Source organism: Acidisphaera sp. S103 (genome assembly GCF_009765975.1).
Lineage (GTDB): Bacteria > Pseudomonadota > Alphaproteobacteria > Acetobacterales > Acetobacteraceae > Rhodopila.
Genome location: NZ_LMUJ01000095.1, coordinates 34,930 through 41,362, shown reverse-complemented (window position 1 = coordinate 41,362; position 6,433 = coordinate 34,930). Strand labels below are relative to the sequence as shown.

The 6,433-nt window shown below is 62.1% G+C and carries 5 protein-coding genes; 2 read left to right on the top strand and 3 right to left on the bottom strand.

The window, feature by feature from the left end:
• Positions 1-330 precede the first annotated feature (330 nt).
• The 3 genes from cysN to GSQ89_RS31485 all read right to left on the bottom strand — a co-directional run bounded on the left by cysN (position 331) and on the right by GSQ89_RS31485 (position 4,226).
• Positions 331-2,211: a sulfate adenylyltransferase subunit CysN gene (cysN, locus tag GSQ89_RS31495; RefSeq protein ID WP_158932073.1), complete on the bottom strand. Its 1,881-nt coding sequence runs from the start codon at positions 2,209-2,211 to the stop codon at positions 331-333.
• Positions 2,211-3,263 (bottom strand): sulfate adenylyltransferase subunit CysD, encoded by a 1,053-nt coding sequence (cysD, locus tag GSQ89_RS31490; RefSeq protein ID WP_158932072.1) that lies wholly within the window; start codon positions 3,261-3,263, stop codon positions 2,211-2,213. The genes cysN and cysD overlap by 1 nt, the downstream gene beginning before the upstream one ends.
• A gap of 339 nt (positions 3,264-3,602) precedes the next feature.
• Positions 3,603-4,226, bottom strand: a complete 624-nt coding sequence (locus tag GSQ89_RS31485; protein ID WP_254073452.1) for a TetR/AcrR family transcriptional regulator — start codon at positions 4,224-4,226, stop codon at positions 3,603-3,605.
• A 128-nt stretch (positions 4,227-4,354) separates the two neighbouring features.
• Between GSQ89_RS31485 and GSQ89_RS31480 the strand changes: the two genes are divergently transcribed.
• Both GSQ89_RS31480 and GSQ89_RS31475 read left to right on the top strand, forming a co-directional pair.
• On the top strand, positions 4,355-5,455 hold the full coding sequence (locus tag GSQ89_RS31480; RefSeq protein WP_158932070.1) for an HlyD family secretion protein: 1,101 nt from the start codon (positions 4,355-4,357) through the stop codon (positions 5,453-5,455).
• 2 nt (positions 5,456-5,457) lie between these two features.
• Positions 5,458-6,433 (top strand): DHA2 family efflux MFS transporter permease subunit (locus GSQ89_RS31475; RefSeq protein WP_158932069.1); only part of this gene is annotated, 976 nt, incomplete at its 3' end.

Sequence of the window (6,433 nt, the reverse complement as noted above, 5' to 3'; positions counted from 1 at the left end):
AAGACGACATGAAGTATTATACTAACCGCCGTTGAGGCCGACTGCTGATTCGTCATGGCCCGGCATCTCTTAACTCGTCATGGCCCGGCGTCAGTCAGTCCGGGCCATCCACCCCAGTAAGGTGCTGGGCCAGAGGCCCGGACTTCGCTGGCCCAAGACGAGGCCGATGGGTCAACATCAACGGCCGCTGGTATTATGAACGAGTGCTGGCCGCACTCTACCGTCGGGGCGGCACTTCGGTCCGGGGTATGCAGATCGCGGCATAGGCGCTGACTACAGCGATACGACCCGGAAACGTCTTCCCCTGCTTCGGCCGCGGGTTGCCTTCCGTTAGTGCGCCAACAGCCAGGTGACGATTTGTTCGGCAGCCCGATCGGCCGATTGGGCGACTCCATCGATTATCACTTCAGATTCGGTGGGCGCCTGATAGGGACTGTTGATACCGGTGAAATTCTGCAACTCGCCCGCCAGCGCCTTTTTATAAAGACCTTTGGGATCACGCTTGATGCACTCTTCGATCGGCACGTCGACGAAGACCTCAACGAATTCATCCGGTTCAACCAGGGCGCGGACCATCGCGCGTTCGGATTCGAACGGCGAGATGAAACAGCAGATCACCAAAAGCCCAGCCTCGACAAATAGCTTGGCCACTTCCCCGACACGCCGGATGTTTTCAACGCGGTCGGCCTCGGTGAAGCCCAGGTCGCGATTCAAGCCATGCCGCAGGTTATCGCCATCCAGAAGCATGGTGTACATGCCCCGCGCATGCAGGGATTTTTCGACCAGATCGGCGATGGTCGATTTCCCCGACCCGGACAGACCGGTGAACCACACGATGCGGGGCTTCTGGTGACTCAGCGCCGCCCGAGCGGCTTTGTCCACGGCATGATGCTGCCGATGAATGTTGGTCGCTCGGCGCAGGCCAAAGGAGATCATGCCGGCGCCTGCGGTCGCATTGGTCGTGCGATCGATCAGCACGAAAGCGCCGGTGCGGCGGTTCTCACTGTAAGGATCGAACGCGATCGGATGCGTGGTGGAGATATTGCACAGGCCGATTTCATTCAGGGCCAGGGTTCGTCCGGAACTGTGCTCCAGCGTATTGACATCGATCTTGTGCCGCAGCGTCGTAATGCTTGCCGGCGTTTCGGCGGTGCCGACCCGCATGAGGTAGGACCGGCCGGGCAGCATTTCATCCTGGCTCATCCACAGGATATGGGCCGCAAGCTGATCCACGCATTCCGGGCGCGCATCGGGATGGGTGAGTAGATCGCCTCGGGTGACGTCGATTTCGCTCCCAAGGATCAGGGTCACCGCGTCGCCGGGCAGCGCACGGTCACGATCGCCGTCAAAGGTGACGACACGCGCGATTTTGGCCGTCGCGCCGGTGGCGGCGACCACCACGTCATCCCCGACCTTCACGGTACCGGATGCGACCGTGCCGGAAAAACCGCGGAAGTCGAGATTGGGACGGTTCACCCATTGCACCGGAAAACGTAGCGGCCGGCTGGACAGATCGCTGGCGACGTCTGCGGTTTCCAACTGCTGTATCAGCGTCGGGCCGTCATACCATGGGGTGCGCTCCGAACGGACTGTGACGTTGTCGCCGTAGCGGGCGGACAGTGGGATGGGGCTGATCGTCGCGAAACCCAGGGTTTTCGCGAAACCGACATAGTCGGACACGATCTGGTAGAACCGGTCGCCGGCGAAATCGACCAGGTCCATCTTGTTGACGGCAAGGACGATCGATCGAATGCCAAGCATCGAACAGATGTAGCTGTGACGTTTTGTTTGAGTAAGAACACCCTTGCGCGCGTCCACCAGGATGATGGCCAGATCCGCCGTCGAGGCCCCTGTCGCCATGTTGCGAGTATATTGCTCATGGCCCGGGGTGTCGGCGACAATAAAGGCACGGCGCGGCGTGGTGAAATAGCGATACGCAACGTCGATGGTGATACCCTGTTCCCGCTCCGCCTCGAGCCCGTCCACCAGCAGCGCCAGATCGACCTCATCGCCGACGGTGCCGTGCTTGCGGCTGTCGCGCTCCACGGCGGACAACTGATCCTCGAAAATCAGTTTCGAATCATACAATAGCCGGCCGATCAGCGATGACTTGCCGTCATCGACCGACCCGCAGGTCAGGAACCGCAACAGTTCCTTTTCCTGGCCAGTGGGTTGAAGGATTTGATCCAGGGTGGAGGGCAGGTCGGCCATCAGAAATATCCCTCCCGCTTCTTGCGTTCCATGGATGCGCTTTCGTCATGGTCGATCAGCCGCCCCTGACGCTCCGACTTACGCGACGCCAGCATCTCTGCAACGATTTCATCGACGTTTCGTGCCGATGATTCCATGCCCGCGGTCAGCGGATAGCAGCCCAGGGTGCGGAAGCGCACCCGCATCATTTCCGGGACTTCGCCGTCGTTCAGCCGCAGCCGTTCGTCATCCACCAGAAGCAGCCCGCCCTGGCGCCGCACGATCGGGCGGACTTTCGAAAAATACAGTGGAACCACCGGGATTTCCTCGGCGGCGATGTACGACCAGATATCCGTTTCGGTCCAGTTGGAGATCGGAAACACCCGGATCGACTCACCGCGCGCGACACGCGTGTTGTAGATGTTCCACAATTCCGGCCGCTGGTTGCGCGGATCCCACGTATGTTGCGATGTCCGAAACGAAAAAATCCTTTCCTTTGCTCGGCTTTTCTCTTCGTCGCGCCGAGCACCACCGAACGCGGCATCGAATTGCCATTTGTCGAGCGCCTGCTTCAGCCCCTCGGTGCTCATCACCTGCGCATGCACGGTCGGACCGGATGCAATCGGGTTGATGCCGCGGCGCAGTCCGTCCTCGTTCGTATGCACACGCAGTTCGATGCCAAGCTTCGCCGCGAGGATGTCGCGGTAGATGATCATCTCGTGGAAATCCCACGTCGTCGCGATATGCAGGAACGGAAAGGGCGGGGGAGCCGGATAGAACGCCTTTCGAGCGAGATGCAGCATTGTGGTCGAGTCTTTTCCGATCGAATACAGGAAGACCGGATTGCGGAATTGCGCCACCACCTCCCGCATGATTTCGATGGACTCGGCTTCCAACCGCCGCAGGTGGGGTGACAGCCGGCGGCCACGCGGCGAACTGTCGGACTGCTCGGCATAGCGGCTGATCGCGACTTCCAACGGCGTGTCGGCGGTCTGCCGGAATGGCGTGGCGAAATTCCGGATGCCTGTATCGACAGATGCATGCACCGCCGGTTTTTCCGATAAGTCCGACATGGCTGACACTCTCTCAGAACGCGGCCCGCGCGAGGGCGGGCCGTGACGGATGAACGAATTGCGACGGACGGGTCATGGCCGGACGGTGGAATTCCGGCCGGCGATTGTCGCGATCAAGTATCGATCTGGGGTCGGGCGCCGGTGCCTCGGGACATTACCACGCCTGATAAGGCAGGCCGGCACCCGGTTCAAGGCCGAAACCTGGGCTAATTTCGTCCTCATCGTCACTCCAAATCCCTAGTCCCGTCATTTAGCCTCAGCGCCGCGACCGTTACAACGACTCTTTGATTGCGGTTCAAACTAGATAAAATCAATTCGTGCGGCTTAACACTACTGTATTCAGACAGGAGACTCTGCCCGATAGCTCCGCAAGAACATGGTGATGGAGGCCTGGATCACCGTATCGATATCGCTGTCCGGTGGATCGGGCAGCATCTCCAGCTTGCGGCGAAGCACCAGCCGCGTTTGGCACAGGTTGAAGAACTGCTCCGCGGCGAAGACCGGGTCGGGCACCGCCAGCCGGCCCTGCCGGGTTTCCTCCGCCAGCCATTCGGCCATGAATCCGATGGCCCGAGCGGGTCCAGCCTCGAAGAAGCCGCGGGCGAGTTCGGGGAACTTCGCCGCCTCGGCGATCACCACGCGATAGATCGCCAGCCCGACATCGGACAGCATCATGCGCACCATGCGCGTGCCGATGCCCCGCAGCACCTCGGCCGGATCGTCGTCATGGTTGGCGATGTCGAATGTCTGCGCCAGGAACTGGTCGCATTTCTCGCCCACATAGGCTGTGAACAAGGCAGCCTTGCTGTCGAAATAATTATACAATGTCCCCTTGGAGACGCCGGCGACCGAGGCGATCCGCGCCATGCTCGCGCCCTCGTACCCGTCGGCGGCGAATACTGCGGCAGCGCCGACCAAGATTTGCGCCCGCTTTTCCGGGCTTAACGTCACGTTGATGTCCATGCGGCGAACCATCCCGCGCGCCGGCCGTATTGACAACCTGTGCCAGCCGCCTACGTGTGCTATTTAGATGACCGAACCGTTCGGTCAATATGGCTGACCGTCAATCACCCGATCGTGGAGCATTGCCGATGGACGACATGACTGCGGACACGGAGCAGACCCATGCCGGCCAGTCATCTCCTGCCGACCGCCCGCCGGGAAAGTCCGGCGGTGGCTGGAAGCGCGTCCTGGGGTTCGCCGTCGGTGCGATCGTGCTGGTTGCCCTGATCATCGGCGGCACTTTGTACTGGTTGAACGCGAGGCATTACGAAAGCACCGACGACGCCTTCATCGATGCCTATTCCACCCAGATGGCCCCTCGCGTGCCCGGGCAGGTGACCAGGCTGCTGTTCAGCGACAACCAGCATGTCACCGCCGGCCAGACCCTGGTGCTGATCGATCCGCGCGACTACCAGGCGAAGCTGGACCAGGCGAAGGCGCAGCAGGCCAGTGCCGAGGCGACGGTCCGCCAGGCGCAGGCCCAGGTGGTGGTGCAGCAGGCCAGCGTCGATCAGGCCACTGCCAACGTCCAGGTGGCACAGGCCGATCTGGTCCAGGCGCAGCAGGATTACGACCGCTTCCACGCGATCAACCCGCATGCCGTGACCCGCCAGCAGATCGACGCGGCGACGGCGACATTCCACTCTTCCCAAGCCAAGCTGGAGGCCAACCGGCAAACCGTGGACGGTGCCAAGGCCCAGGTCAGCGCCGCGCAGGCGCAGGTGCTGGCAGCCCAGGCGTCGCTGCAACAGGCTGCCGCAAACACCAGGGCAGCCGAACTGCAACTGTCCTACTGCACCATCGTCGCGCCGGTGTCCGGGATCGTGACCCATCGCAGCGTCGATGCCGGAAACTACGTCAGTGCGGGCCAGCCGCTGTTCGCCCTGGTTCAGGACGACCGCTGGGTCACCGCCAACTTCAAGGAAACCCAGCTCGCCGGCATCCGTCCCGGCCAGGACGTAGACATCTCGATCGATGCGGTCCCCTCGGTGACGTTCCACGGCAAGGTGGACAGCTTCCAGGCCGGCACCGGCACTGTGTTCAGCACCCTGCCGTCCGAGAACGCGACCGGGAACTACGTCAAGATCGTGCAGCGCCTGCCGGTGAAGATCGTGTTCGACGACAACCGGGTAAAGGACTATCCGCTGGCACCCGGCATGTCGGTCACCCCCAGCGTCAAGGTGCGCTAGCCATGGCGGACGGGTTGGCGACCAATCCGCTTCCCCGGTCGGCGGCGGGTCACCACAATCCGTGGATGATCGCGGTCGTCGTCTCGATCGCGACCTTCATGGAGGTGCTGGACACCACCATCGCCAACGTCGCGCTGCGCCACATCGCCGGCAGCCTGGCGGCGGACCAGGACGAATCGACCTGGATCCTCACCAGCTATCTGGTGTCCAACGCCGTGGTGCTGCCGATCAGCGGCTGGCTGGCCAACGTCATCGGCCGCAAGCGTTTCTACATGATTTGCGTCGCCCTGTTCACCGCCAGTTCCCTGCTGTGCGCGATGTCCACCTCGCTGAGCATGATGCTGATCGCCCGAGTTCTGCAAGGCATCGGCGGCGGCGGTATGGCACCCACGGAACAATCGATGTTCGCCGACACATTTCCGCCGGAAAAGCGGGCCCAGTCCTTCGCGCTGTATGGCCTGACGGTCGTCAGCGCTCCGGCGATCGGCCCGGTGCTGGGCGGATGGCTGACCGACAACCTGTCTTGGCACTGGGTTTTCCTGATCAACCTGCCGGTGGGGCTACTGTCGCTGACCCTGGTCGGCTGGCTGGTGGTCGAGCCGGAGGTCCTGAAGCAGGAGCGGCGCGACCTGCTGGCGAAAGGCCTGAACGTCGACGTGATCGGGCTGATGTTCGTCGTCCTGGGCTTCGGCTGCCTGCAGATCCTTCTGGACCGGTATGAGCTGGATGACGGGTTTTCTTCCAATTTCATCCTGACCTTGGGCTTGATCAGCGGCGGCAGCCTGCTGAGCCTGGTCGTGTGGGAACTTTGGCATCCGCAGCCTGTGGTGGATATCCGCCTGCTGGGGCATCGTGGCTTCGCCATCTGCTGCGGACTGATGTTCCTGGTTGGTTTCCTGCTGATCAGCACCACGCAGCTTCTGCCGCAGCTCGCCCAGTCGCTGCTGGGCTACGATGCCACCACGTCGGGGCTGACCC